The organism is Streptomyces enissocaesilis (genome assembly GCF_039533765.1).
Classification (GTDB): Bacteria; Actinomycetota; Actinomycetes; order Streptomycetales; family Streptomycetaceae; genus Streptomyces; species Streptomyces enissocaesilis.
In genome coordinates, this window is the sequence record NZ_BAAAUD010000053.1 from 136946 (window position 1) to 160033 (window position 23088).

16 protein-coding genes and 1 pseudogene are annotated in these 23088 nt (G+C 72.0%); 8 read left to right on the forward strand and 9 right to left on the reverse strand.

The window, feature by feature from the left end; translation table 11 throughout:
* Window positions 1–6 precede the first annotated feature (6 nt).
* From ABD374_RS27840 to ABD374_RS27880, 9 genes and pseudogenes are all read right to left on the reverse strand, one after another.
* Complete coding sequence (locus ABD374_RS27840) at window positions 7–1539, reverse strand: glycoside hydrolase family 43 protein (RefSeq protein ID WP_344498688.1); 1533 nt, start codon at window positions 1537–1539, stop codon at window positions 7–9.
* Window positions 1536–2399, reverse strand: coding sequence for a DUF6807 domain-containing protein (locus tag ABD374_RS27845; RefSeq protein WP_344498690.1), 864 nt, complete (start codon window positions 2397–2399; stop codon window positions 1536–1538). The genes ABD374_RS27840 and ABD374_RS27845 overlap by 4 nt, the downstream gene beginning before the upstream one ends.
* A complete protein-coding gene (locus ABD374_RS27850) occupies window positions 2396–3571 on the reverse strand; it encodes a Gfo/Idh/MocA family protein (protein WP_344498692.1) in 1176 nt (391 codons plus the stop codon). The genes ABD374_RS27845 and ABD374_RS27850 overlap by 4 nt, the downstream gene beginning before the upstream one ends.
* Window positions 3568–4494 (reverse strand): carbohydrate ABC transporter permease, encoded by a 927-nt coding sequence (locus tag ABD374_RS27855; protein WP_344498694.1) that lies wholly within the window; start codon window positions 4492–4494, stop codon window positions 3568–3570. Before ABD374_RS27855 ends, ABD374_RS27850 begins: the two co-directional genes overlap by 4 nt.
* Window positions 4491–5423: a carbohydrate ABC transporter permease gene (locus ABD374_RS27860; RefSeq protein ID WP_344498696.1), complete on the reverse strand. Its 933-nt coding sequence runs from the start codon at window positions 5421–5423 to the stop codon at window positions 4491–4493. The genes ABD374_RS27855 and ABD374_RS27860 overlap by 4 nt, the downstream gene beginning before the upstream one ends.
* A gap of 135 nt (window positions 5424–5558) precedes the next feature.
* Window positions 5559–7283 carry an L-arabinonate dehydratase gene (gene araD / locus ABD374_RS27865; protein WP_344498698.1) on the reverse strand — a complete coding sequence of 575 codons (1725 nt, stop codon included), beginning with the start codon at window positions 7281–7283 and terminating at the stop codon, window positions 5559–5561.
* Entirely contained in the window at window positions 7280–8191 is a 912-nt protein-coding gene (locus ABD374_RS27870; protein ID WP_344498700.1) for a dihydrodipicolinate synthase family protein, read from the reverse strand. The genes araD and ABD374_RS27870 overlap by 4 nt, the downstream gene beginning before the upstream one ends.
* Window positions 8188–8832, reverse strand: coding sequence for a GntR family transcriptional regulator (locus tag ABD374_RS27875; protein WP_344498701.1), 645 nt, complete (start codon window positions 8830–8832; stop codon window positions 8188–8190). The genes ABD374_RS27870 and ABD374_RS27875 overlap by 4 nt, the downstream gene beginning before the upstream one ends.
* Before the next feature lie 141 nt (window positions 8833–8973).
* Window positions 8974–10197, reverse strand: a pseudogene (locus ABD374_RS27880) (immunoglobulin-like domain-containing protein); the annotation flags it as partial.
* Window positions 10198–10718: 521 nt separating this feature from the next.
* Between ABD374_RS27880 and ABD374_RS27885 the strand changes: the two are divergent.
* The 8 genes from ABD374_RS27885 (at window position 10719) to ABD374_RS27920 (ending at window position 23054) form a co-directional block, all read left to right on the forward strand.
* Window positions 10719–11792, forward strand: coding sequence for a glycoside hydrolase family 43 protein (locus tag ABD374_RS27885; protein WP_344498703.1), 1074 nt, complete (start codon window positions 10719–10721; stop codon window positions 11790–11792).
* Window positions 11793–11993: 201 nt separating this feature from the next.
* Window positions 11994–13283: an ABC transporter substrate-binding protein gene (locus ABD374_RS27890; RefSeq protein ID WP_344498705.1), complete on the forward strand. Its 1290-nt coding sequence runs from the start codon at window positions 11994–11996 to the stop codon at window positions 13281–13283.
* On the forward strand, window positions 13283–14293 hold the full coding sequence (locus tag ABD374_RS27895; protein WP_344498707.1) for a carbohydrate ABC transporter permease: 1011 nt from the start codon (window positions 13283–13285) through the stop codon (window positions 14291–14293). Before ABD374_RS27890 ends, ABD374_RS27895 begins: the two co-directional genes overlap by 1 nt.
* A complete protein-coding gene (locus ABD374_RS27900; protein WP_344498709.1) occupies window positions 14290–15159 on the forward strand; it encodes a carbohydrate ABC transporter permease in 870 nt (289 codons plus the stop codon). Before ABD374_RS27895 ends, ABD374_RS27900 begins: the two co-directional genes overlap by 4 nt.
* Before the next feature lie 6 nt (window positions 15160–15165).
* The gene (locus tag ABD374_RS27905) at window positions 15166–15729 is read left to right on the forward strand and encodes a hypothetical protein (RefSeq protein WP_344498711.1); all 564 of its coding nucleotides are present in this window, start codon (window positions 15166–15168) and stop codon (window positions 15727–15729) included.
* Window positions 15730–15789: 60 nt separating this feature from the next.
* The gene (locus ABD374_RS27910) at window positions 15790–18528 is read left to right on the forward strand and encodes an exo-rhamnogalacturonan lyase family protein (RefSeq protein ID WP_344498713.1); all 2739 of its coding nucleotides are present in this window, start codon (window positions 15790–15792) and stop codon (window positions 18526–18528) included.
* Window positions 18529–18621: 93 nt separating this feature from the next.
* Complete coding sequence (locus ABD374_RS27915) at window positions 18622–19824, forward strand: LacI family DNA-binding transcriptional regulator (RefSeq protein WP_425577377.1); 1203 nt, start codon at window positions 18622–18624, stop codon at window positions 19822–19824.
* A gap of 599 nt (window positions 19825–20423) precedes the next feature.
* Entirely contained in the window at window positions 20424–23054 is a 2631-nt protein-coding gene (locus tag ABD374_RS27920; protein ID WP_344498717.1) for an ATP-binding protein, read from the forward strand.
* Window positions 23055–23088 lie beyond the last annotated feature (34 nt).

Genomic DNA, 23088 nt, shown 5'->3' on the forward strand with positions numbered 1-23088 from the left:
CGGTACTCAGGCGTTGACACGGAAGTCGCTGAAGAGAGCGGTGCCGGCGGGGCCCGTCCCGGCCGGCGCGGCGGCGAACAGGGCGAGCTGCGCCCCGACCCAGCGCCACGGCACGGCCGCGAAGACCTGGCCGGAGGGGACGAATCCGTCCCCGGTGTCGGCGGCGAACCGGCAGCGCGCCCCGGCCGAGACCTCGATCCGCAGCCGCGCCCGCCCCCCGGGCGCCGGCCGGGCGTACTCCGCGTCCCGTTCGCGCTCGGCGACCGTCTCGGCGTACCGGTGCACCAGCTGTACGCGGCCGTCGGGGCCCCGCTCCAGACCGATCCAGGAGAACGCGTCACCCAGCACGGCGAACCCCGCCCTGGCCCCCGGCTCCGTGCTGTCGAGGGACAGTCCGACCGTCGCGGTGAACTCGGGCGCGGGCAGCCGCTGCACCAGGACGTTCGGCAGCAGCCGCAGGTCGTGGGCGTCGGCCGTCCGCAGGCAGGTGGCCAGCAGCCCGTCCCCGGAGTGCGGCACCGTCCACCCCGCCCGCGGGGCGGCCGTCCACTGCCACTGGCGCCCGTAGCGCCCGCCGGGGAAGCTGTCGTCGGTGGCCGGAGCAGCGACCGGCTGCGGCGGCAGGTCCGGCTTCGGGTGTACGGACACGGGCTCGCCCGCGTCCCCCATCACCGGCCACCCCGCGTCGTCCCAGCGCATCGGCTGGAGGTGCACCACCCGCCCGTACGCCCCGCGCGACTGGAAGTGCAGGAACCAGTCCTCACCGGCCCCGGTGCGCACCCAGCCGCCCTGGTGGGGGCCGTTGACCTCGGTACGGCCCTGCTCCAGGACGACCCGCTCCTCGTACGGGCCGAAGAAGTCCCGCGACCGCAGCGCCCCCTGCCAGCCGGTCTCCACGCCGCCGGCCGGTGCGAAGATCCAGAACCAGCCGTCGTGGCGGTAGAGCTTCGGCCCTTCGAGGGTGAACCAGCCGGGGATCAGGTCCGCGTCGACGATCACCTCGCCCTCGTCGAGCAGGGTGCGCCCGTCCGGGCTCATCCGGTGTCCGGTCAGCCGGTTCTTCACCCCCGACCGCGACTTGGCCCAGGCGTGCACGAGATAGGCCCGGCCGCTCTCCTCGTCCCACAGCGGGCACGGGTCGATCAGGCCCTTGCCCGCCTTCACCAGGTGCGGCTCGGTCCACGGCCCGCGGATGTCCTCCGCGTTGATCTGGTGGATGCCCACGTCCGGATCGCCCCAGAAGATCCAGAACCGGCCGCCGCTGTGCCGGAGGGACGGCGCCCACACCCCGCCGTCGTGCCGCGGCCCGGCGGGCTCCCCCTCCTCTTCCGCCGGCGGCTCCAGCGCGTACCCGGTCAGTGTCCAGTTGACGAGGTCGCGCGAGTGCAGCAGCGGCAGCCCCGGCACCCGGCCGAAGCTGGAGACGGTGAGGTAGTAGTCGTCTCCGACCCGCACCACGTCCGGGTCGGACCAGTCACCGGCGAGCACCGGATTGCGGTACGTGCCGTCGCCCCGGTCGGCGGTCCACGGCCGGCTCACGCGCCCACCGCCTTGCGGACGTAGGCCGCCGAGGCGTCCCGGTCCAGCCGGCCGTCGGCCACGACCGTGACCACGCGGCGCACGACCGTCTCCCCGGCGGGCACGGGCAGCCGGTCCGACCAGGCGAGCGCCGACCCGACGCCCGGGTACTCGGCCGTCCGTACGAACCACGGGTCGCGGCGGGTGTCCGCCGTCGCCCCCGCGAAGACCAGCGTCCAGCCGTCGCCCGCCAGGCCCAGCCAGTCGGCGGCCCGCCCGTGCACGGCGTCCTCGCCCTCCCCGGCCTCGGTGAAGGCCGTCGGCGCCGCGGCCTGCCGGGGGGCGCGCCAGAAGAAACCGCCGTACCCCGCGCCCGCCCGGCCGTTGGTGGCCGGGCTGCCGATGGACAGGTCCCCGCCCGAGGTGTTGGTGAGGGAGAAGGTGAGGTCCAGCGCCCAGGCGGTGTCGTCCAGCGCGGTGGCGGCCACGGTGCGGTGCTCGCGCAGCAGCTCGCCCGTACGGTCCGCGGCGTCCGCACCGGCACGCCAGCTCAGCTCCTCCACGAAGCCGGAGCCGTCCGGGTCGCGTTGCCGCCACCCCTGGTGGAGCTGCACGCCGTGGTTGTCGAGCTCCGTCGGGCCCTGGTCGCGTACGTAGGTGCTCCCGCCCCAGAAGTTGTGCCCCGCCACGTCCGGCACGGCGAGCCCCACCCCCAGGTGGTGGACGTGGTCGTCGGGCATCTCCTCGGTCACGGGCAGGCCGCCCAGTGTCGACAGGGGGTGCAGGTACGGACGCGGCGCGAGCCGGGCCCCGAGTGCGGGCCGGTAGGTGTAGCGGCCGACGGGACGTCCCGAACAGCGCAGTGCGAGGGTCGAGTTCATGGTGTGCTCGCTTCGGTGGAGCGCGCCCAGGGCGCGCCCAGCTCGGAGAAGAGGGCCAGGGTCTCGGCGCTCGCGGCGACCACGCGGTCCACGCCGGTGACGATCCGGCGCGGCGCCCGCTCGCCGGCCGCGGTCCGCCAGGCGGACGCCGGCAGCGCGAGGGGATCGGGAGCGAGCCGTATCGCTTCGACGACCCGCATGAAGGCGCCGGTCAGCTCCGGCGGTACGAGGAGCGGCGCGCCCTCCGTCAGATGACGGACCAGGTTCTCCAGCAGATCGGTCCTGCCGTACACGGACTCCTCGGGGCCGCGCCCGGCGCGCTGCACCAGTACGCGGTCCTCCTTGTACCAGAAGGTGATCCGGCCCAGTTCGCCGTGGGCGACGACGTACGGCTCGTCCGGTTCCTCGGCGCAGAGCGTCGCGGCCACCGTGACCGGGATCCCGCGCGCCGTCGTGATCCGTACGCAGGAGGTGTCGTCCGACTCGATGTCGTTGGCCCGCAGCAGCTCGGACTCGATGCCCGCCACGTCCTCGGACCGCGGACTCCCGGCCACCGCGAGGGCGGTGGCGACGGCGTGCGCCAGCGGATTGGTCAGCGCGCCGTCCACCACGTCGACCTCGCCCAGCCGGCGGCGCCCCGACCACGGGGCCCGGGTGAAGTACGCGGTGTCCCGCACCCACGCCCCGGCGGCGCCGACGCCCAGCAGCTCGCCGATCGCGCCCCGGTCGATCAGCGACCGGATCGCGGGCAGGGCGTGCGAGCCCAGGGACTGGAAGCCGATCTGGCAGCGGGTGCCGGCCGCCCGCACCCCGTGCGCCATGCGTTCGAACTCCGCGTACGACGGCGCGGGCGGTTTCTCCAGCAGCAGGTGCACCCCGCGCGGGGCCGCCGCCAGCGCCAGGTCGGTGTGGGTCTGGATGGGCGTGCAGACGACCGCGAGCCGGGCGCCGGTGGAGTCCAGCAGCCCGCCGAAGTCGGCGGACTGCTCGGGCGTACCGAAACCGTCCAGCTCTTCGGCGTCCAGCGGCCTCAGCTCGCAGATCCCGGCGAGCCGGACCAGGCCCAGCGCTTCGAGGCGGCGGATGTTGTGCAGGTGCCAGCGGCCGTGACCGCGTGCGCCGGCGAGTACGACGGGCAGGGGGAGCGGCGGGGGCGGAGACAGGGTGCTCATCCCTTCACCGCCCCTGCGCTGAAGCCGGTGATCAGCCACTTCTGGATGAAGGCGAAGACGATCACGACCGGCACCGCGGCGATGACACCGCCCGCGGCCAGTGCTCCGAGATCCACGCTGTCCGCTCCTATCAGGGTGTTGAGGCCGACCGGAATGGTCTGCTTGTCCTGCTCGCTCAGGAACATCAGGGCGAACAGGAAGTGGTTCCAGCTGTGGACGAAGGCGAAGGAGCCGACGGCGATCAGACCGGGCCGCAGCAGCGGCAGCACCACCGCGCAGAAGGCCCGGAAGCGCGAACAGCCGTCCACCCAGGCGGCCTCCTCCAGCGTGACCGGCACGTTCTTGATGAATCCGCTGATCAGGATGATCGACAGCGGCAGCTGGAAGACCGTCTCCGCGATGATCACGCTTCCCAGGGAGTTGATCATCTGGAGGTTCTTGAAGATCTCGAAGAGCGGTACGAGCATCAGCGCGCCCGGGATGAACTGCGAGCACAGCAGCGCCAGCATGAAGCCGCTCTTGATCCGGAACTCGAACCGGGCCAGGGCGTAGCCGCCGGCCAGCGCGATCCCCGTCGTCATGACCAGGGTGGCCACCCCGACGATCATGCTGTTCTGGAAGAACATCCCGAAGCTGCGCTCGGTCCAGACCTTCTCGAAGTGCTCGAAGGTGACCGGCCACGGCACCAGCGAGGTGGAGCCGGCGGGCCGTACCGCGAACAGCAGCATCCAGTAGAACGGGACGAGCGTGAAGAGGAGGTAGAGGGCGAGCGGCAGGTAGATCTGCCAGCGCGGTACGTCGTCGAAGGCGCGCTCGCGCCGGTTCCTGCGGCGCGCGCCGCGGCCCGGCGGCGCGGGGGCGTCGGTGGCGGTGTCCGGGGCCGCGGGGGAGCGGGGGTCCTTCTCCGCGAGTGCTGCGGTCACTTGGTGTCGCCTCCGAACTTGCTCAGGCGCAGATAGAGGATCGAGCAGAAGAGGAGGATCACGAAGGCGACGGTGGTCAGCGCGGAGGCGTAGCCGAAGTCGTGACCCTCGATGCCGGTGTTGGCGACGTACAGCGGGAGCGTGGTGGTGACGCCGGCCGGTCCGCCGCCGGTGAGGGTGTAGAGCAGGTCGACGTTGTTGAACTCCCACACCCCGCGCAACAGCGTGGCCAGCACGATCGCGTCCCTGAGGTGCGGCAGCGTGATGTGGAAGAACTGCCGCATCCGGCCGGCGCCGTCGACGGAGGCCGCCTCGTACAGCTCCTTCGGGACGGACTGGAGGTCGGCGAGGATGAGGATCGCGAAGAAGGGGACACCGCGCCAGAGTTCGGCGAGGACGGCGGCCCAGAAGACGGTGCCGGTGTCGGAGAGCACCGAGGTGCCGTACGAGCCGATGCCCGCGTCCGCCAGGTAGCGGCTGACGCCGGTGGACGGGTTGTAGAGCAGCATCCAGATGGTGGTGGTCAGCACGCCCGACACCGCCCAGGGCGAGAACACCATCGCGCGGGCGATGCCGCGTCCGACGAAGGTCTGGTTGACCAGCAGGGCGAGGACGAGTCCGAGGGCGAGCTGAAGGCTCACCTGGACGACGACCCAGCGGGCGCTGAAGCCGAGGGTGGTCCAGAACTGCGGATCGTCGGTGAAGATCCGGGTGAAGTTGTCGAGGCCCGCGAAGCCGTTGCGCCACGGCTTGGTGACGTTGTAGTTCTGCAGGCTGTAGTAGAAGACGCTGATGACCGGATAGGCGATGAAGCCCAGCATCAGCAGCCCGGCGGGCGCGATGAGCAGATACGGGAGCCGGCGGGGTGGTGCTCCCACGCGGCGCCCCGGCGCCCTGGGCTTGTCGGCCACGGCTGAGGCTGAGGCCATGACTGCTTCTCCGTTCTCACGTCATAAGTGCGGGTGGTGAAGCGCTTTCCGGATGCTGTTCGAGATACCGGCCGGCGCTGAGCAGGACAGGAAGGGTGGTGCAGAACAGGGCAGGGCGGTGCGGGCCGGACGGACTCAGCCCGCGTACGGATCGGGGACTTCCCCCGGCCGGGAGAGGAAAGCGAAGTCGCAGCCGGTGTCGGCCTGGGTGATCTGTTCGCTGTACAGCGCCCCGTAGCCGCGCTCGTACTTCGCGGGCGGCGGGCTCCACTCGGCCCTGCGCCGCTCCAGCTCCTCGTCCGGCACGTCGAGCCGCAGCGACCGGGCCGCTACGTCGAGGGTGATCGCGTCCCCGGACCGTACGAGCGCGAGCGGCCCGCCCACGTACGACTCCGGGGCGACGTGCAGCACGCACGTGCCGTAACTCGTGCCGCTCATCCGGGCGTCGGAGATCCGCACCATGTCCCGGACCCCCTCCTTGAGCAGGTGGTCGGGGATCGGCAGCATCCCGTACTCGGGCATCCCGGGGCCGCCCTTGGGGCCGGCGTTGCGCAGCACGAGCACGGTGTCGGCGGTGATGCCGAGCGACGGATCGTTGATGGTGCGCTGCATGGTCCTGTAGTCGTCGAAGACGACCGCGGGGCCGGTGTGGCGCAGCAGGTGCGGCTCGGCGGCGATGTGCTTGATGACCGCGCCGTCCGGGCACAGGTTGCCGCGCAGTACCGCGACCCCGCCCTCTTCCGCGAGCGGCTTCGAACGCGGCCTGATCACTTCGGGGTTGTGCACCCGTGCGCCCGCCAGCTGCTCGCGCAGCGAGTCGTGCGCCACGGTCGGCCGGTCCAGGTGGAGCACGTCCGTGAGCCGCGCCAGGAACGCCGGAAGCCCGCCCGCGAAGTGGAAGTCCTCCATCAGGTACTGGCCGCCCGGCCGCAGGTTCGCGAGCACCGGCACGGTCCGCGCGATCCGGTCGAAGTCGTCCAGCGCCAGCGGGACCTGGGAGCGTCCCGCCATCGCGATCAGATGGATCACGGCGTTCGTCGAACCGCCCAGCGCCAGCACGGTCGCGACCGCGTCCTCGTACGCGTCGCGGGTCAGGATCCGCGACAGCTTCAGGTCGCGGTGCACGAGCTCGACGATCCGGCGGCCCGAGGCCGCCGCCATCCGGTCGTGCCCGGAGTCCACGGCCGGTACGGACGACGCGCCGGGCAGGGTGACGCCCAGCGCCTCGGCCGCGGCGGTCAGCGTCGAGGCCGTGCCCATCGTCATGCAGGTGCCGGGGGAGCGGGCGAGCCCGTTCTCCAGCTCCGCCATCTCGGCGTCGCCGATCAGCCCGGCCCGCTTGTCGTCCCAGTACTTCCACATGTCGGTGCCGGAGCCGAGGACCTCGTTGCGCCAGTGGCCCGGCAGCATGGGCCCGGCCGGGACGAAGACGGCCGGCAGGTCGACGGACGCGGCGCCCATCAGCAGCGCGGGCGTCGACTTGTCGCAGCCGCCGAGCAGCACGGCGCCGTCGACGGGATAGGAGCGCAGCAACTCCTCCGTCTCCATCGCGAGCATGTTCCGGTAGAGCATCGGGGTCGGCTTCTGGAAGGTCTCCGAGAGCGTGGAGACCGGGAACTCCAGCGGGAAGCCCCCCGCCTGCCACACCCCGCGCTTCACCGCCTGCGCCCGGTCCCGCAGGTGGACGTGGCACGGGTTGATGTCGGACCAGGTGTTGAGGACCGCGACGACCGGCTTGCCCAGGTGCTCCTCGGGGAGGTAGCCGAGCTGACGGGTCCGGGCGCGGTGACTGAACGAGCGGAGCCCGTCCGTCCCGTACCACTGATGGCTGCGCAGCTCCTCCGGCGGCCGGGCGCTCATATGGACCACCCCGCCACGAGCTCCGCGATCTCGGCGCGCCGGTCCTCGGGCAGGATCCGGCTGGGTGCGCGCACCTCGCGCCGGCACAGGCCGAGGGAGGCCAGGGCCTCCTTCACCACGGTGACGTTGTCGGCGGACTGCCGGGCCGCCCGCAGCTCCTCGAAGGGGCGGATCTGCTCCCAGGTCTTCATCGCGGCCGGGTAGTCGCCCGCGCGCAGCGCGTCGAGCATGCCCAGCGACACGGACGGGGCGACATTGACCAGTCCCGAGGTGAACCCGGTGGCGCCGACCGCGAAGTAGGGAACGGCGTACAGCTCGGCGAGCCCGGCGACCCAGACGAAACGGTCCAGGCCCGCGTCCCGAGCGAAGGCGGCGAAGCGCGCCGTGTCCGGCACGGCGTACTTCACGCCGATGACGTTGGGACAGGCTTCGCCCAGCGCGGCGAGGCTCTCCGCGCTCAGCTGCGGATCGCGGACGTACGGGACGATCCCGAGCCCGGGGACGGCGTCGGCGATGGCGCGGTGGTAGTCGGTCCAGCCGTCGTGCGAGACGTACGGATGGACGGGCTGATGCACCATCAGCATCTCGGCGCCCGCGTCCCGGGCGTGCTCGGCGGCGGCGACGGCGGTCGGCACGTCGTGTCCGACGCCGACGAGGACCGCGGCCCGGCCGCCCGCCTCCTCGACGGTCAGTTCGGTGACGGCGCGGCGCTCCGGCGGGGTCAGCGCGTAGAACTCGCCCGTGTTCCCGTTCGGCGTCAGGGTCCGTACGCCTCCGTCCAGCAGCCGGCCGAGCAGCGCGCGGTGAGCGGCGGTGTCCAGGGAGCCGTCGGCGGCGAACGGGGTCACCGGTATCGCCACCACATCGGCGAGGGCGCTCCGCAGGGCGGAGAAGTCTGCGCTGGTCATACGGGATCCCCCTCCGGGAAGGCACGCTGGACGAAGTCGGCGATGTGGGCGTGCAGGGCGCGGGCGGCGCCCCGGGCGTCGCCGTCGAGCGCGAGCCGCAGGATCTCCAGGTGCTCCCGGGCCTCCCGCTCCCAGGACGGGACGGCGGCCCAGGCGACGGTCGAGACGAGGGCCGCCTGGTCGCGCACCTCGTCCAGCATCCTGGCGAGCAGCGGGTTTCCGCACGGCAGGTAGAGCGCGCGGTGGAACTCCCGGTTGGCCAGCGAGCGTTCGGCCCGGTCGGTGGCCTCGGCGGCCCTGACGAGCGCCTCGCGGGCCGCTTCCAGGGAGGCCCGGGAGGCGATGGTGCGGCGCAGCGCCTCCGGTTCGAGCAGCAGCCGTACGTCGTACACCTCGCGCGCCATGGCCGCGTCGACGGTCCGTACGGTGACGCCCTTGTACTGGTTCATCACGACGAGCCCGGTGCCGGCCAGGGTCTTGAGCGCCTCACGCACCGGGGTCTTGGACACCCCGAACTGGGCGGCCAGTTCGGTCTCGACCAGGGCCTGCCCGGGGCTGAGGCCGCCGGTGAGGATGGCGTGTTTGATCCCCTCCAGCACGTACTGCGTGCGGGAGGGGATCGGGCTCGGAGCGAAAGCCATGGGCACTCACATATCTCGTGTATCGCGTCTCATATATGACGTACGAAGTACGACGCGATGAAGCTAAGCCCGCAGCCATGTGCCGTCAATGTTTCGCGCAAAAGAACTTCCGCGCGCTGTGCGGCAGTTGCCTCAGCGGGCGTACGCCTCCAGCAGCCGCGCGTACTCCGCCTTCGTCACCGGCAGCACCGTGCCGTGCCGGGGGCTGGCCGGCAGCTCGAAGTTCTCGGACACCGTCCAGGTGCCCGAGTCGAGGTCGGTGGTCTCGAAGGGGAGGTAGCCGCGGCCGCCGAACTCGTCGATGAACAGGTACCACTTCTCCTCGGTGTTGGACTTGAAGACCGTCGGCCCCTCACCGCGCGCGATCGCGCCCTTGCCGATGCAGTCGGCGACGAAGCCGTACGCCGTGGAGCGCAGGTCGTCGGACTTCTCGGCGGTGATGAACTTGGAGCACGGGGTGGTCGAGGAGTTGTTCCGCTCGTCCTTGGTGAAGCGGTAGTAGCTGCCGTCGTGGCGGATCACCGTCGAGTCGATGACGGAGTAGCCGGGGTCGTTCCAGACCTTGGGCTCACTGAAGGTGTGGAAGTCGCGCGTGGTGGCGTACAGCATCTTGTTGTACGTGGTGCCGGTGTGGCCCGGGTCGTCGGCGGCGTACACCTTGGAGGCCCAGAAGACGACGTACGAGCCGAGCTTCTCGTCGTAGTACGCCTCCGGCGCCCAGGTGTTGCCCGCCGTGTCGGGGGAGACCTGCACCAGGCGCTGGTCGGTCCAGTGGACGAGGTCGGTGGACTCCCACACCATGACGGACCTGCTGCCGGTGCGCTGCACCTGGTCCCAGCTGCCGCCGCTGCCGCCGTGCATCCGCAGGTCGGTGGCTATCTGGTAGAACTTGTCGCCCTCGGGGGAGCGGACGACGAACGGGTCGCGCAGCCCCTTGGTGCCGAGCGTGGACGTGAGCACCGGCCTGCCGCCGTTCAGCTCCTGCCAGTGCAGGGGGTCGTTGCCCCGGCTGAGCGCCATCCGGACCTGCTCGCCGTCGGGCGTTCCCTCGCCGGTGAAGTAACTGAAGGCGTAGCCGGTGTACTTCCGCTTCTTGGGCAGCGCGGGAACGGTGGCCGTGAACGTGCGGCGCGCCCGGGCCTCGCCACGGGTGACGGTCGCGGTGAGCTCCACGGTGCGGGGGCCCTTGCCGTGCCCGGGCCGGTGCACGAGACCGGTGGGGTCGATGACGGCGGGCTCGGCGGAGGCCCAGCGGACGGCCGTACGGTGGGGGCCCGCGGTGGGCAGCGTGAGATTTCCGCGTACGTCGTCGAGGTGGTGGACGGTGAGTTCCCGGGCGGCCAGGGCGGTGGCCGCGGCGTCGTCGCCGGGCGCGGGCCCCGCGTGGGCGAGGCCGCTCCCCGGTACGGCCAGCAGGCCGGCGAGCAGGGACAGCAGGGGCAACAGGAGGCGGGGGCGCAAGGGCGGGGGTCCTTTCGGGTGGTGGGCTCGGGCCCGTCCCCGGTCCTCGACCGCGAGCGGCACCCTCGAGCCCGTCGGTCTCCCCCCGGACGAAGTCCGGGGGGAGACCGAGGGCACGCCCGAAGGGCGCCGGGGTCCGGGGTTTGCCCCAGTCGGGGAAGGAGCGAGAAGGGGCGGGCAGGGGGAGAGCCCCGCAGGGCGCGACGCCCTGACGGTGCCGGACGCTAACGCCCCGCCCGGCGCACCGGCAAGGCCCCCGGACGGAATCCGTTCGAAACCAAGCCCGGCGTCCGGGTGGTCGAACGGAAAGCCCTTGGTCCGTGCCCCAAGGGGCTGGTGTGCGCGCCCGCTCCCGATTACCGTCTCCGCTGCACAGGATCTCGTACGTCGTTCGATATATCGAACGCTTCCCTGAGGAGGGCTCCGTGAGCCGCGATCACATACCGGCCACCCGTCGAGGAGTGCTGAAGGGCGCCCTCGCGCTGGGCGCCGTCGCCGCCGTCCCCGCCGTTGCGACCCCCGCCCACGCCGTCGCCGCCCCCGCCAACCCCCTGGTCCGCCACCGCGCCGACCCGCACATCCACCGCCACACCGACCGCCGTTACTACTTCACCGCCACTTCGCCCGAGTACGACCGGATCATCCTGCGCCGCTCCCGCACCCTCGCCGGACTGGCGACGGCCGAGGAGTCCGTCATCTGGCGCCGGCACACCACCGGCGACATGGCGGCGCACATCTGGGCACCCGAGATCCACCACGTCGACGGGGCCTGGTACATCTACTTCGCCGCCGCGCCCGCCGACGACGTCTGGAAGATCCGCATCTGGGTCCTGGAGAACCGGAACGCCGACCCCTTCAAGGGGACCTGGACCGAGAGGGGGCAGCTCACCACCGCCTGGGACACCTTCTCGCTGGACGCCACCACCTTCACGCACCGGGGCGGCCGCTACCTCGCCTGGGCGCAGCACGAGCCCGGAATCGACCACAACACGGGTGTCTTCCTCTCCCGGATGGCGAATCCGTGGACCCTCACGGGACCCCAGGTGCGCCTGACCACGCCCGAGTACGACTGGGAGCGCATCGGCTTCAAGGTCAACGAGGGGCCCGCGGTGATCCGGCGCAACGGCCGCCTCTTCATGACGTACTCGGCGAGCGCGACCGACGCGAACTACTGCATGGGCCTGCTCACCGCCGACGAGGGCGCCGATCTGCTCGCCCCCGGCGCCTGGGCCAAGTCGCCGGTGCCGGTCTTCACGAGCAACGACACGACCCGCCAGTACGGCCCGGGGCACAACTCCTTCACCGTCGCCGAGGACGGCCGTACCGACGTCCTCGTCTACCACGCCCGGCAGTACAGGGAGATCAGCGGCGACCCGCTGCACGACCCCAACCGGCACACCCGCGTCCAGCGTCTGCGCTGGAAGCCGGACGGGACCCCGGACTTCGGCGTCCCCGTCGCGGACGGACCGGTCCGGCTGATCGGCAAGGGCCGCCCCTGACGCGCCCGCGTCACCTCCCGTCCCCGTCCCCGCCCGCGTCCGTGGCTCAGTCGCCGACGCGGGCGCGGTGCCGGGCCGTACGCCCGACGGCCGATTGGCCGACCTCCTGCGCAAACCGTTGACGGGCCCGGCGGGCACTCGTACATTGCCCCGGCAAGCGCTTTCCTAAAACGATTCAATCGCCGGCTGAAGGGGTGAACCATGCGCACAACCAGGCATGTCGAGAGGCGTACCTTCCTGAAGGCGGCCGGCGCCTCACTGGCGACCGCGGGGCTGACCGCCGCGGGGTGCGGGGGCGGCAGCGGCTCTTCCGGCGGCCCGGTGACCATCAGGTATGCCTGGTGGGGCGCCGACGACCGCGCCAAGAAGATCAACGAGTCGATCGCGCTCTTCGAGAAGAAGCACCCGAAGATCAAGGTCAAGACGGACTTCCAGCCCTACCTGGACTTCTGGAAGAAATTCAACACGCAGGCCGCGGGCGGCAACGCGCCGGACGTCATCCAGAACGCGGTGACCTTCCTGCGCAAGTACGCCGCCCGCAACGTGCTCCTCGACCTGAACCCCCAGGTCGAGGCGGGCAACCTCAGTACCGACAACTTCCGCGCCGGTCTGGAGAAGTTCGCCGAGATCGACGGCGGGCTGCTCGGCCTGCCGGTCGGCTCGAACTCGATGGGCTACATCATCGACGAGAAGGTCTACGAGAAGGCCGGCGTCACGCCCGAGTTCGGCTGGACCTGGGACGACTGGTACGCCGGGCTGGAGAGGATCAAGAGCAGGACCGGTGTCGCGGGCGACTCGGGACCGCACTCGATCATGTACTACTACGACCTGAAGCTGCGCCAGCAGGGCAAGGCGTTCTTCACCGAGGACGGACTCGGCTTCCAGGAGAGCGACCTCGAAGCCGAGTGGACCGAGGCAATGAAACGAATCAGGTCCGGCGTCTACACCGATGCCAAGAAGGCCGAGCAGATCAAGCCCAAGGCCGCGACCGCCGGGGGCCTTTCGGCGGGCGAGTTCACCTGGGACAACTTCACCGTCCGCTACGCCGCCGAGGGAAAGAGCTCGTACGGCATCGCGCCCATACCGACGACCGACGGCAAGAAGACCGGCCAGTACCTCGGCTCCCTGATGCTCAGCGGCACCGCCCGTACCAAGCACCCCGAGGAAGTGGCCACCTTCATCAACTTCATGGTCCACGACCCGGAGGTGGGCCGGATCATGGGCTACGACCGCGGAGTGCTCTCCACCACCGAGCAGTTCGAGGCCTTCGAGCCCACCGACAAGGTGAGCAGGCAGATCTCGGCGTACGAGACGAAGATCGCCGAGACGGGCGTGCTCGAACCCATCACCCCGCACCCCGCCGGCGCCGACGTCGTCGAGGCGGCCTTCCTGCGCCTCGCCACCGAGATGAGCCTCGACAAGGCGTCACCGGGCGAGGCGGTCGACAAGTTCTTCACGGAGGCGAAGACGGCCTTCACCGCGAACGCCTGATGGGGCGGACCGTGACGCACACCGGACATGCCCCGCCCCCGCCGCGGGCGGCCGCCCGCGCCGAGCCCCCGCCCGGCCCCGGCCGGGGCGGCGCGCCGCCCTCCGCCGAACTGCGGCGCAACAGCCGCCGAGAGAACCTCGCCGGCTACCTCTTCATGTCGCCCTGGATCGCCGGCTTCCTGCTCCTCACGGCGGGCCCCATGGCCGCCTCGCTCTACTTCGCCTTCACCGACTACAACCTCTTCGACGCGCCCCAGTGGGTCGGCCTCCGGAACTTCAGCGACATGTTCGCCGACCCCCGCTGGCAGAAGTCGGTCGAGGTCACGGTCAAGTACGTCGTCATCGGTACGCCGCTGAAACTCGCCGCCGCACTCGGCGTCGCCCTGCTGCTCGCCCAGAGCCGCCGCGGCCAGGCCTTCTACCGGGCCGCGTTCTACGCCCCGTCCCTGATCGGCGCGAGCGTCTCCGTCGCCGTCGTGTGGCGGGCGCTCTTCACCGACGACGCCGTGGTCGACCGTACGCAGCAGCTCTTCGGCATGGACGCCGGCGGCTGGGTCGGCGACCCCGACATGATCCTGTACGCCCTGGTCGCGCTCACCGTCTGGCAGTTCGGCGCGCCCATGGTCATCTTCCTGGCCGGGCTGAAGCAGGTGCCGCGCGAGCTGTACGAAGCGGCCGAGATGGACGGCGCCGGTCCCTGGCGCCGGTTCTGGAACATCACCCTGCCGATGATCTCCCCGGTGCTCTTCTTCAACGTCCTGCTGGAAACCATCCACTCCTTCCAGATCTTCGGCTCCGCGTACATCCTCGGCGGCCAGGGCAACCCCTGCGGACCCGCCGACGCCACGCTCGTCTACACCTGTTACCTCTACCAGCAGGGCTTCGAGAACAGCCGGATGGGCTTCGCCTCCGCCATGGCCTGGATGCTGCTGATAGCGGTCGGCCTGGTGACGGCGGTGCTGTTCTGGTCGCAGAAGCGCTGGGTGCACTACGAGGAGAACGCCCGGTGACCCTGACTTCCGACCCCACCTCGTCAAGCCGGCGGGGGCACGCCGGATCACTCGGCTGGCACCTGGGCGCCCTGGCGGTGCTCGCCGTCGTGCTCTACCCGGTGATCTGGGTGCTCGGCGGCTCCTTCAAGCCCGGCAACGAGATCGTCGGCAGCCTCGACCTGCTGCCGACCGATCCGATCGTGGCCAACTACACGCGGCTCACCGAAGGCATCGCGGGCATCCCCATCTCCACCTTCTTCATCAACTCCACCGTGCTGGCGGTGGGTTCGGTCGGCGGAGTGGTGATCTCCTGCTCGCTGGCCGCCTACGCCTTCACCAGGATCAGGTTCGCGGGACGCAACCTCCTCTTCACCCTGATGATCGGCACGCTGCTGCTGCCGTACCACGTCCTGATGATCCCGCAGTACGTGCTGTTCCAGAAGCTGGAACTGATCAACACGATGGTCCCGCTGCTGCTCGGCAAGTACCTGGCCGTCGACGCCTTCTTCGTCTTCCTCATGGTCCAGTTCATGCGCGCCCTGCCCAGGGAACTGGACGAGGCGGCGCGCCTGGACGGCTGCGGACACTTCCGGATCTACTGGTCCATCGTGCTGCCCCTGTGCCGCCCCGCCCTGATCACCAGCGCGATCTTCACCTTCATCAACGCCTGGAACGACTTCATGGGCCCGTTGCTCTACCTCAACGAACCCGAGAAGTACACCGTCTCGCTGGGGCTGAAGATGTTCGTCGACCAGGACGCGGTCGCCGACTACGGCGGCATGATCGCCATGTCGCTGGTGGCACTGCTGCCCGTGCTGGCGTTCTTCCTCGCCTTCCAGCGCTACCTCATCGACGGCATGGCCACCTCCGGCCTGAAGGGCTGACCGGCCGTGGCCCGCTTCCACGAGCGCTTCGGTGTCTTCGCCGAGTGCCTGCTCACCGGCGTGTGGATCGCCCTCGCCTCGCTCCCGCTGGTGACGTGGCCCGCGGCGCTCGCCGCCGGGGCGCGGCACCTGCGACGCCATCTGGCCGGCGAGGAGAGCGCCGGATGGCGGGAGTTCGCCGCCGACCTCCGTTCGGCGGCCCGGCGGGGCTGGGCCGTGGGCCTGGCCGGCTGGGCGGCGGCCTGGCTGCTGTGGCTGGACCTCGCGGCGGTACGAGCGGGCCTGCCCGGCGGCCCCCTCGTCGGCACGGTGGGCATCCTCGCCTTCACCGGCTGCGCGGTGGCGGCGCTGCGGGCGGCCGCCGACTGGCGGCCGGCGGCCTCCTGGCGCGTCCTGCTGGCGGCGGCGGGCCGGCGTACGGTCCTCGACCCCGCCGGATCGCTCCTGATCGTCGGCGGATTCGCGGTGGTCGCCGCCTCCGCCTGGTTCGTGGCGCCGCTGGCCGTTCCGGTGGCCGGCGCCGTCACGGCGGCGGCCGTCGCCGTGGAGCGACGGTACGCGTCCCGCTGAGGCCGCCGCCTCCCTCACCCGCACCACGGCCCCACACCCACACCACGGAAGGGCACGACCATGTCTTCGATCCCCCGCAGATCCCTCCTCAAGGCGGCGGCGGTGGCCGGCGCCGCCGCCCAGTTCAGCTGGGCGCTGGGCACCCCCCGCGCCCAGGCCGCGCCCGGGGCCGACGCCTCCGACACGGACCCCGTGACCCTGAAGTGGCTGGAGGACACGGGCCTGGGAGCCGCCCCCGGCACCACCCTCGGAGTGCCGTGGCCCAAGGGCGCGTACGACGAGGACCAGACGTTCACGCTCACCACCGCCGAGGGCGAGGACGTCCCCGTCCAGTCCTGGCCGCTCGCCCACTGGCCCGACGGTTCGCTGAAGTGGACCGCGCACGCCATCGGCCCCGAGACGACCGCCGCCGCGTTCACGCTCAGCGCCGGAACGCCGGCCGCGCCCGCCCGCGAGGTCACGGTCTCCGGAGGCGGCGGCACGATCGACGTGTCCACGGGCGTCATCACCGCGAAGATCGGCAAGAGCGGTTCGACCCTGGTGAAGTCCGTCCGCCGTGGCGCCACCGAGATCGCCAAGGACGGACGGCTCGTCCTCCTCAGACAGGGCGAGATCGAGGACGGCGACCAGGGGAGCACGAAGTACGAACGCTTCGAGAGCGCCATCTCCGAGGCCGTGGTGGAACAGGACGGACCCGTCCGCGCCGTCGTCCGCATCGACGGCAGGCACCGCCGCGGAAACCGCAGCTGGCTGCCGTTCTCCGTCCGCCTCTACTTCTACGCGGGCGCCGAGTCGTTCCGCATGGTGCACACCATCACGTACGACGGCACCCAGGAGCCCGGCAAGGCGAGCGGCGACTTCGTCCGCGGCCTCGGCGTCCGCTTCACCGTGCCGATGCGCGACGAGGCGTACGACCGCCACATCCGGATCGGCGGCGACGGCACGGGCCTGCTGCGCGAAGCCGTCAAGGGCGTCACGGGCCTGCGCCGCGACCCGGGGGCCGCCGTCCAGGCCGCGCAGTTCGAGGGGAAGAAGCTGCCCGACCCGGCCACCTGGGACCAGCGCGTCACCAGCCGCCTCCACCTCGTCCCCACCTGGGGGGACTACACCCTCAGCCAGCTCTCCGCCGACGGCTTCACCCTGCGCAAGCGCACCAAGGAGGGCCACGGCTGGATCCCGGCCGGCGGCGGGCGCCGCGCCTCCGGCTTCGGTTACGTCGGCGGGGCGAGCGGCGGGCTCTCCTTCGGGCTGCGCGACTTCTGGGAGAAGCACCCCGCCGGACTCGACGTCCGCGGCGCGCACACCGACGAGGCCGAGGTCACGCTCTGGCTCTGGTCGCCCGAGGCCCCGCCCATGGACCTGCGCTTCTACCACGACGGCCTGGGCCAGGACACGTACGCCGAGCAGCTCGAAGGTCTCAACATCACCTACGAGGACTACGAGCCCGGCTTCGGCACCCCGTACGGCATCGCCCGCACCAGCGAACTCCTCTTCTGGGCCCACGGCTCCACGCCGGACGCCGCCGCGCTGGCGCGGGAGGTGACGGCCGTGCGCACCCCGCCCCAGCTCGCCGCCCCGCCCCGGCAGCTGGTCAAGGCCAAGGTCTTCGGCGGCCTGTTCTCCGAACCCGACCGGTCCGTGCCCGCCAAGGCGAAGATCGAGGACCACCTGGACTTCCTCTTCACCTACTACAAGGACCAGGTCGAGATGCGGCGCTGGTACGGCTTCTGGGACTACGGCGACGTCATGCACAGCTACGACCCGGCCCGCCACCAGTGGCGCTACGACGTCGGCGGCTACGCCTGGGACAACTCCGAGCTCTCGCCCGACCTCTGGCTCTGGTACGCCTACCTGCGCTCGGGCCGCGCCGACATCTTCCGCTTCGCCGAGGCCATGACCCGCCACACCGGCGAGGTCGACGTCTACCACCTCGGCACCTGGGCCGGCCTCGGCACCCGGCACGGCATCCAGCACTACGCCGACAGCGCCAAGCAGCAGCGCATCGCCAACACCACCTACCGCCGCTTCTACTACTTCCTCACCGCCGACGAACGCACCGGCGACCTCATGCACGCCAACGTCGACTCCGACGAGACCTTCCTCGCCCTCGACCCGATCCGCAAGATCCGCACCGAGCCGTACACCCCCGACCGGCACGCCCTGTCCGTCGGCTTCGGCACCGACTGGAGCGGACTGGTCTCGGCCTGGCTCACCGAGTGGGAACGCGGCGGCCCCAAGGCGGCCAAGGCCAAGGCCCGGGTGCTGTCCACCATGGAGACGATCGCCGCCCAGCCCAACGGCTTCGTCCAGGGCAGCGGTCTGTACGACCTGGACACCGGCCGGTTCGCCGTCGCGAAGGAGGCCAAGGTCGAGGTCTCGCACCTGTCGGCGGTCTTCGGACTGAACGAGCTGTGCGCCGAGCTGATCCACCTCGTCGACATGCCGGAGTTCAAGGAGGCGTACCTCGACTACTGCCGCTACTTCAACGCCACCAAGGCCGAACAGGCCGCGCGCTACGGCAGGAACTTCGGCTCGCTGATCCTCTTCCAGGGACACTCGCGGCTCGACGCGTACGCGGCGGTGCAGAGCGGCGACGAGAAGCTGGCCAAGCGCGCGTGGGAGAAGTTCTACAACAGCGACGGCTACAAGGAGTCGTCGCCGTGGACCACGGAGAAGGTGAGCGGACCGGTCGCGCTCGTGCCGGGCAGCGAGGCGAACTGGGTCCACACCAACGACACCGCGCTGTACGGCCTGGCCGCCATCGAGAACCTGGCGCTGATCGGCGACCGGATGCCGTAGCCCGCGCGGTACGCCCCACCCCCACCGGAAGCCGCCTCTTCGCGATCAGCCGCACCGCGTCGGACCCGGGAACGCCGCTCGGCGCCCCGGCTGATGCGGTGCGGCCGGCACCCGGCACCCCCTCACCCGCCACCCTGCCCTGGTCGTAAGGGCATCGCGTACCGACCCGTTCATGACGGCTCCGGACCCACCCGCACGCCGGCCGAAGGAGAGGGCAGGATCTTGACCACGGCACAACCGGCAGGCATCAAGGACGTGGCCCGCGCCGCCGGAGTCTCGGTCGGTACGGTCTCGAACGTCCTCAACCGCCCCGAAACCGTCGCCGTACCGACCCGGGGCCGGGTGCTGTCCGCGATCAGCCGGCTGGGCTACGTGCGCAGTGATTCCGCGCGTCAGCTCCGGGCGGGCCGCAGCCGCATGATCGCCCTGCTCGTACTCGACATGGGCAACCCGTTCTTCGTGGAGGTCGCGCGCGGCGCCGAGCGTGCGGCGCGCGCGGCAGGGCTCGGCGTCATGCTCTGCAACAGCGGCCAGAGTCCCGCCGAGGAGGCCGGCTACCTGGGCCTCTTCGCCGAACAGCGGGTACGCGGCGTGCTGCTCACGCCCGCCGATGCCACCGGCCGCACCGTCGAGGACTTCCGCCGCCACGGCATCCCCTTCGTCCTCGTCGACCGCGTCGCCGAGGGGCGGGACGGGTGCTCCGTCTCCGTCGACGACGTCACCGGCGGGGCACTCGCCGTACGCCACCTCGTCGACGCGGGCCACCGCGACATCGCGTTCGTCGGTGGCCCCGCCCGGCTCCAGCAGGTCAAGGACCGCCGCGACGGTGCCCGCACGGCCCTGGCCGAAGCGGGCCTGGAACCCGGCGCCCTCAAGGAGATCCCCACCGGCCGCCTCGACGTGGCGGCGGGCCGCGACGCGGGCGCCCGGCTGCTCGGCCTGCCCGAGGCACACCGGCCCACCGCCGTTTTCTGCGCCAACGACCTGCTCGCGCTCGGTGTGCTCCAGGCGATGTACGCGGCCGGTGTCGGCGTGCCGGACCGGCTGGCCATCGTCGGGTACGACGACATCGAATTCGCCGCGGCCGCCGCCGTCCCCCTCACCTCGGTGCGCCGGCCCGCCCCGACCATGGGCGCCATGGCCACCGGCCTCCTCCTGGAGGAGACCGGGACCGCCACCGCGCCGGACCCCGGCCACGAGCATGAGCACCAGCACCAGCACCAGCACCAGCGTGTGGTGCTCCGGCCCGAACTGGTCGTACGCCGCTCCACCCTGCTGCCACCCCGCGCCGGCTGAGGCCCGGACGCGGGCGTCCCGGTCGTCGCGCCCGTCCGGCTGCCCGGCCGGCGCACCCCCGTGCGCGACCATGCGGCGTGGTGCACGACCGGCGTCCACGCGGGTGCCGTACACGAGCGGCGCCACCTGCTGGTCCCGTCGTCCCCACCGCCGCCGGAGCGCTGCTGGTGCGCCGGGAGCCGGGACTCCCCGATGTACGGCGCCGTGTTCATCACCGGCGTCCGGCTGTTCAGCACCCAGGCGGTGGTCCACGCCAGGGCCGACACGGTGTACGCACCCGGTCGGCGCGCCACCGGCCCCGGCCGGCTCGGCGCGGTCCTCGGTCCGTCGCCGGGCGGCGCCCTGGTGGCCAACGGCATGCGGTGCCGGGAGTATCACCGCCTTCGCGGTGGCCGGGCTCTGCGGAGCCGACGCCGGCACCGCGACCGCCTGACGCGGCGTCCGCATCGAAAGAGTGTTCGCGTCATGCGCGTTCGCCGCCCCCCTCACCGGGCCTGCGGGTAACGGTCGTTCACTCCTCCCGGATCAAAGTGCGCCGATCGATTCCGCACCGCGGTGCTGCCGGGCTACGCTCGAGATCCGCCACCTTTTGGGGAGGGATGATGGTGCCCGTCCCGGAGCACCCGGTCACCGTCCCGCTGCTGGAACGCGAGACGGAACTCACCGCCGCCAGGCACGCCGTCGAAGCGCTCTGCGCGGACACGCCGGCCGGCGGGGTCCTCGTCTGCAGCGGCGAGGCCGGCCTCGGCAAGACAGCGCTGCTGTCCGAGATCCGGCGCCTCGCCGCCGGACGGTGCACGGTGTGGTCCGCGCGTGGTGGCGAGGCCGTCACCTCCGTCCCCTTCCACGTCGTACGGCAACTCCTCCAGCCCGCACTCACCCTGCCCGGCGCCGTGGACGTCAGGGAACTGCTCGGCGACGGGTACGAGATCATCGGACCCGCTCTCGGCGTGGCGCCGCCCGACGGGCAGGCGGACCCCCAGGGCGTCCGCGACGGCCTGGACGCCCTGGTCCTGCGGCTGGCGGCCACGCACCGGCCGCTGGTCCTGATGGTCGACGACGCGCACTGGTCCGACCTGGAAACGCTCGGCTGGCTGGCGTCCTTCGTCCAGCGCGAGGACCTTCCGGTGCTCGTCGTCATCGCGTACCGCCCCGAGGAACCCACCGGCGACACGGCGGAGTTCCTCCGGGCGGTGGAGGCCGTCGCCCGCCAGTGCGTACGTCTGCGGGCGCTCACCCCCGAAGCCGTGGCCGGCCTCGCACGGGCCGCGCTCGGGCAGCACGCGGACGACCCGTTCTGCCGTGAGGTGTGGGCGGTCACCGGGGGCAACCTCTACGAGACCGTGGAACTCGTCGCCAAGGTGCGCGACGAAGAACTGGACCCCGTGGAGGATTCCGCCGGCGTCCTGCGCGCCCTCGGCGCGTCCGCGCGCGGCACCGGCCTGATCGCCAGACTCGAAGAACTGGGCACCGCCGCCACCCGGTTCGCCTGGGCCGCCGCCATCCTCGGCACCGAGATCTCACTGGACCTCGCCGCCTCGCTCGCGAGTCTGAGCCGCGACCAGGCCGCCGACTGCGCCCAGCGGCTGCGCGCGGCCCGCATCCTGGCGGGCAGCGACCCGATGGAGTTCGTCCACCCGCTCATCGCGGGCGCCGTCTACCGCGCCATGCCGTCGGCCACCCGTACCGCCATGCACGGCAGGGCCGCCTGGACACTCACCCAAGCCGGCCTGGGCGCCGCTGCCGCCGCCAGGCACCTGCTCGAAGTCCACCCGGACGACGACCCGGAGCTGGTCGCCCAACTGCGCGAGGCCGCGGCCGAGCACCTCGCCGTCGGCGCTCCGGACGCCGCCAGGCGCTGTCTGGAGCGCGCCCTCCTGGAGCCGCCGCTGCCCGAAGAGCACGCGAAGGTCCTGTACGAACTGGGCTGTGCCACCCTGCTGACCTCACCCGCCACCACCGTCGGCCACCTGACGACCGCCCTCGGTATGCGCGGTCTCGACGCCGGCCGGCGCGTGGACGCGGTCTTCCGGCTGTCCCAGGCCCTCACCCACAACAACCAGACGCGGGAGGCGGCGCAGGTCGTGGCCGCCGAGGCCGCCCGGACCGCCCCGGGCCCCGCCAGGATGCGCCTCCAGGCCGTGCACTTCCTGTGGGAGGGCGTACAGGCGGCCGAGGACGACGGCCCCGGACGCTCCCGGCGCCTCGCCGAGACGACCGACGGCCTCCAGGGGCGCGACAACTCCGAGCGCGCGCTGCTCATACTGAGGGCCTTCGACGCGGTCGCGCGCGGGGAGAACGCGGAGGAGATCGTCCAGATCTGCGACCGCGCCCTGCTGAACGGCCGGCTCGCGCCGGGCCTCGGCTGGACCAACACCGAATGGGGCTTCGAGCCCCCGGCCCTGCTCGGTCTCGCCTACGCCTTCGCCGACCGCCTCGACCAGGCGGAGAGCCTCTTCGACGAGGCGCTGCGCGACTTCGAGATCTCCGGCTGGAGCGGCGGCCACCTGGCCTTCGCCCACGCCCTCGTCGGTTACCTCCAGCGCAGGCGCGGGAGGCTCGCCGAGGCCGAGGCGTACCTGCGCGAGAGTCTGCGTCTGGCCGAGCGCGTCGGCAACGGCCTGCCGATGCACTGGGACGCCGCCTGCATGCTCATCGACACACTGCTCGCGCGGGGCAGGACCGACGAGGCCCAGGAGGCGGCCGACCGCCACGGGTTCGCCCCGCCGTACCCGTCGTCGATCGTCGTCCCCGACGCGCGGTGCGTACGCGGAAGGCTGCTGCTGGCCCAGGGCCGCACCAAGGAAGCCGTCGCCGAACTCGAAGCCGCCGGGGAGGCGTTGGCGGTGCGCGGCCGGCACAACGGTGTCATGGCCCCCTGGGCGAGCGACCTCGCCCGCGCGGTGGCCGCCGACGACCCCGGCCGCGCGGCCGCCCTCGCCGCCTACGTGCGCGACCGCGCGGAGCGCTTCGGCACGGACACCGCCATCGGGGAGTCACTGCGCTGCGCGGCGGCCCTGGCGGAGGGGGAGCGGGCCGTGGAACTGCTGGCCAAGGCGGTCGCGTTCCTCGAGAACTCCCCCTGCGCGTACGAGCACGCCCTGGCCCGCGTCGAGTACGGCATCGCCGCGCGCTCCGAGAACGAGCTGGTGCGGGGGCTGGCCCTCGCGGAGAAGTGCAGCGCCGACGGACTGGTGGCGCGGGCCGGGGAGGCGCTGCGTTCGCTCTGAGGCATGTCCCGGACTGCTCCGGACTGCTCCGAAC

Coding starts and splice junctions, on each gene's coding strand:
- araD (WP_344498698.1), bottom strand. CDS start 7,283: ATGAGCGCCCGGCCGCCGGAGGAGCTGCGCAGCCATCAGTGGTACGGG.
- ABD374_RS27920 (WP_344498717.1), top strand. CDS start 20,424: ATGATGGTGCCCGTCCCGGAGCACCCGGTCACCGTCCCGCTGCTGGAA.
- ABD374_RS27895 (WP_344498707.1), top strand. CDS start 13,283: ATGGGGCGGACCGTGACGCACACCGGACATGCCCCGCCCCCGCCGCGG.
- ABD374_RS27860 (WP_344498696.1), bottom strand. CDS start 5,423: ATGGCCTCAGCCTCAGCCGTGGCCGACAAGCCCAGGGCGCCGGGGCGC.
- ABD374_RS27910 (WP_344498713.1), top strand. CDS start 15,790: ATGTCTTCGATCCCCCGCAGATCCCTCCTCAAGGCGGCGGCGGTGGCC.
- ABD374_RS27845 (WP_344498690.1), bottom strand. CDS start 2,399: ATGAACTCGACCCTCGCACTGCGCTGTTCGGGACGTCCCGTCGGCCGC.
- ABD374_RS27870 (WP_344498700.1), bottom strand. CDS start 8,191: ATGACCAGCGCAGACTTCTCCGCCCTGCGGAGCGCCCTCGCCGATGTG.
- ABD374_RS27850 (WP_344498692.1), bottom strand. CDS start 3,571: ATGAGCACCCTGTCTCCGCCCCCGCCGCTCCCCCTGCCCGTCGTACTC.
- ABD374_RS27890 (WP_344498705.1), top strand. CDS start 11,994: ATGCGCACAACCAGGCATGTCGAGAGGCGTACCTTCCTGAAGGCGGCC.
- ABD374_RS27915 (WP_425577377.1), top strand. CDS start 18,622: ATGCGGTGCGGCCGGCACCCGGCACCCCCTCACCCGCCACCCTGCCCT.
- ABD374_RS27875 (WP_344498701.1), bottom strand. CDS start 8,832: ATGGCTTTCGCTCCGAGCCCGATCCCCTCCCGCACGCAGTACGTGCTG.